Origin of the sequence: Streptomyces sp. W16, from assembly GCF_033194735.1 — a bacterium.
Lineage (GTDB): Bacteria > Actinomycetota > Actinomycetes > Streptomycetales > Streptomycetaceae > Streptomyces.
The window spans coordinates 1-2,423 of the sequence record NZ_JAWOAI010000888.1; the positions used below are offsets into that span (position 1 = coordinate 1).

A 2,423-nucleotide genomic window follows, 5' to 3' on the forward strand; every position below is an offset into this window, starting at 1 on the left:
CCCGGGCCCAGCGTGACCACGCGCTCGCGGTGGATCTGCTGCCCGACGCCGTGAACCGGCTCGCGCGCACCGCGGGGACGCGGGCGCAGAGCGAGTCGGGCGACTTCCAGCGCTTCTGGCGGGACGCGAACGCGGCGGCCGGACATGTCGTGCTGCAGTGGGAGCCGGCGGCCCGGGGATACGCGGCGGCGGTCCTGGACGAGGCGGGCGTGCCCGGCTAGTGGACCTCTACCGGCTCGCTCTTCGCGGGCCTTCCGGCCCTCGCGGTCTGTGCCCGCACGGGGAGCTGCTCGACCGGGCTCGCCAGCACGGCGTCCAGCAGGCCCGGGAAGCGTCCGTCGAGCTCCTCGCGGCGCAGCCGCAGAATCCGGTGCGAGCCCTGCACCCGGGTGAGGGTGATCCCGGACTCGCGCAGGATCCGCTGGTGGTGGGACATCGTCGACTTGCTCAGCTCAAGACCGGCCTCCTGCCCCAGCACGGTGCAGGACAGCCCGTCGGCCGCGGCCACGGTACGGACCATCGCGAGGCGGGCCGGATCGGCGAGCGCGGCGAGCACCTTGGACAGGGGCAGGTCCTCGACCGCCGGGTGGAAGACCTCATCACTCATACGCGCCAGCCTAGTTCACCGTTGCGCAGAGTTCCACATCCATCGTACTCTTCGATGGTCGTCGCACAGTTCGATGACTATCGATCTATTCGAAGTGAATGAAACTCTCGGTAGAGAGTCACAGCTCTGGAGGCACCATGACCACTCCCGATCCGCGCCGGTGGCTGATGCTTCCGGTCATCCTGTCCGCCACCTTCATGTACGGGTTCGACCTCAACGTCATCAACGTCGCCATCCCCTCGCTCCAGCACGACCTGCACGCCGGCGAGGCCACCCTCGAACTCATCGTGGGCGGCTACTCGTTCACGTACGCCGCCGGACTCGTGCTCGGTGGCCGGCTCGGCGATCTGCTCAGCCACCGGCGGATGTTCCTGATCGGCATGGCGAGCTTCACCCTCGCCTCGGTCCTCTGCGGACTCGCCCAGAGCCCCGCCGAGCTGGTGGCCGCGCGACTGCTGCAGGGACTCACCGCGGCGGCGATGGTCCCCCAGGTCCTCGCCCTGATCACCTCGGTCTTCCCCGGCGACGAGCGCATGCGCGCCCTGTCCTGGTTCGGCGTGGTCGCCGGACTCGCCGGAATCTGCGGGCAGGTCCTCGGCGGCCTGCTGCTCAGCGCGGACCTCTTCGGACTCGGCTGGCGCGTGATCTTCTTCCTCAACCTGCCCGTCGGCATCGTCGTCGTCGCCTTCGCCCTGCGGCTCCTGCCCACCGCGAGCACCGGACGGCGCCCCGGACTCGACCCGCTCGGCGTGCTCGGCGTCTCCGGAGCCCTGGCACTCGCCCTGGTCCCGATGGTCCTCGGGCGCGGCCAGGGCTGGCCCCTGTGGACCTGGATCTCGCTCGGCGCCTCGGTGCCCGTGATGGTCGCCGCGATCCTCTGGGAGCGCCGGCTCGGCAGGCGCGGCGGCGACCCCCTGCTCGACCTGGCCCTCTTCCGCAACCGCGGCTTCAGCCTCGGGCTCGGCGTCAACATCGCCTTCATGGCCTCGTTCACCAGCGGCATGTTCGTGCTGAGCCTGCTCCTCCAGTCCGGCCTCGGTCTCAGCGCCCTGCAGGCGGGCCTCGCCTTCGGGCCGATGGCCGTGCTCGGCATGGCGGGACCGATGGTGGGCCGGCGCCTCGCGCCCAGGATCGGCACCCGCCCGGTGATGCTGCTCGGCTGCGCCGTCTCCGCCCTGAGCATGGTCTTCCTCGGTACGGCCCTGCAGACACTCGGCGGCGGCATCGACGTGCCCTGGCTGGTCGTCGGCCTCGCCCTGCTCGGCTTCGGCAACACCCTGGTGCTGCCCCTGCTCATCGGCGCCACCCTCGGCGGGGTGCGTCCGCAGCAGGCGGGCGTCGCCTCCGGCACGCTGAACACCACCCAGCAGTTCGCGGGCACGGCGGGCCTCGCCGTGATCGGCACCGTGTTCTTCTCCCAGCTCGGAGCACACACCGGGCGCGCGGACTTCGCCGCCGCGGCGGAGACTGTCATCTGGATCAACCTCGCGCTGATCGCCCTGATGGCCGGTCTCACCGCCCTGCTGACCCGGCCGGCGGCCAAGCCCGCTCCCGCCGTGGACAGCGCGACGGCCGTCGCCGCCGAAGCGTCGGCCTGAGCGGCGCCGAAAGATCCGAGCAGCATCGCGAGAGAGGGGAGCCGGGATGCGCGGCTTCATCACCGACCGTACGGCGCGGGCAGGCCTCCGCTTCACCGACGACCTGTCCGAACCGGAGCCCGCGGCGGGGGAGTTCCTCCTCGACGTGCGCGCCTACGCCGTCAACCCCGGCGAGACCAAGCTGATCGAGCAGCGGCCCGACGGCTGGCGCCCCGGAC

2 protein-coding genes and 1 pseudogene are annotated in these 2,423 nt (G+C 71.6%); 2 read left to right on the forward strand and 1 reads right to left on the reverse strand.

From position 1 onward, the window contains the following. A pseudogene (locus R6V09_RS50955) lies at positions 1 to 221 on the forward strand (hydrolase); the annotation flags it as partial. Here the strand turns inward: R6V09_RS50955 and R6V09_RS50960 are convergent. After that, the gene (locus R6V09_RS50960) at positions 218 to 607 is read right to left on the reverse strand and encodes an ArsR/SmtB family transcription factor (protein WP_317888222.1); all 390 of its coding nucleotides are present in this window, start codon (positions 605 to 607) and stop codon (positions 218 to 220) included. The pseudogene R6V09_RS50955 and the gene R6V09_RS50960 overlap by 4 nt on opposite strands. Before the next feature lie 137 nt (positions 608 to 744). Here R6V09_RS50960 and R6V09_RS50965 point away from each other — a divergent pair, with 137 nt between their 5' ends. After that, a complete protein-coding gene (locus R6V09_RS50965; RefSeq protein ID WP_317888223.1) occupies positions 745 to 2,205 on the forward strand; it encodes an MFS transporter in 1,461 nt (486 codons plus the stop codon). Positions 2,206 to 2,423: the final 218 nt, after the last annotated feature.